Source organism: Methylobacterium sp. C33D, from assembly GCF_053345825.1.
The window spans coordinates 1-861 of sequence record NZ_JBKFAV010000113.1 but is presented as its reverse complement, the minus strand read 5'-3'; the positions used below and the strand labels follow the sequence as shown (position 1 = coordinate 861).

The window sequence follows — 861 nt, the reverse complement described above, 5'->3', positions numbered from 1 at the left end:
TCGTGCCGGCCATGACCGCTTGGCCGGCTGCGCTCGCCCGACCGGCTCCGCCGGCCAAGCTACCAGTGGAGCAACGGCCAACGCTGCACTAACTTTGAACTCGGACCACCACGTGGGGGCCGATCAGCGTCGGCAATGTCCTCATCCGCCTGCGGTGACGTGCGGAAGATCATTTGGCCTGAATGGCCGCCAGCCGGTCGCGGCCGAGCTGGCGGATGTCGTCGGGAGTGCGGGAGCTGATGCCGCTCGCCAGCCCTTCATCGACCAGGCGTTGCAGGTCGGCAATCTTGTTCAGCCGGTCCTGGTCACGGCGTATCAGGTCGCGCACGTAGTCGCTCGCATTCGCGTAGCGACCAGTCCCGGCCTGGGCCTCGACCCAATCCTTCATTGGGTCGGGAAGCGATACGTTCATAGTCGCCATAGCGGCACCTCCTCACCCCATCATGGCAAGGATTGCCAAACCTTGTCAAAGCCCATCCTCAGTTTTGGATGCGCGTTTTTGCGCGATCGGCGCTCAGGTTTTGCAAGGACTTAACGTCTGGCGGCTGCGCCGCTCAAAAACGGTCCTTTTCGAGCGGCACTTTTGCGCACAACCTTTCGTCGCATCAAACCGGCTGATGCTGCTCGATGCCCGAAGCCGGGGCGAAAGGTAGACCTTTCGCCCCATCGAACCGGTTTCGGCGTCGTTCACAGTCAGTTATTAACCCTCTGTCCTGAAGCGGACGTTCCGTATGCGACCCGATGCGGTCGCCCCGATGACGACCAGAGCATCCCACAAGCGGCCATTCGTCGGCTGCCCGGCTTGTCACGCGCTAGGTGGTGAGCGGACAGAGAATTGGAGAGCAGGAAACGGGAAGCGCA

General features: G+C 62.1%; 1 protein-coding gene. It reads right to left on the bottom strand.

The window, feature by feature from the left end:
* Positions 1-169 precede the first annotated feature (169 nt).
* Positions 170-421 carry a type II toxin-antitoxin system ParD family antitoxin gene (locus tag ACLBXO_RS31600; RefSeq protein ID WP_447687898.1) on the bottom strand — a complete coding sequence of 84 codons (252 nt, stop codon included), beginning with the start codon at positions 419-421 and terminating at the stop codon, positions 170-172.
* Positions 422-861 lie beyond the last annotated feature (440 nt).

Coding starts and splice junctions, on each gene's coding strand:
- ACLBXO_RS31600 (WP_447687898.1), bottom strand. CDS start 421: ATGGCGACTATGAACGTATCGCTTCCCGACCCAATGAAGGATTGGGTC.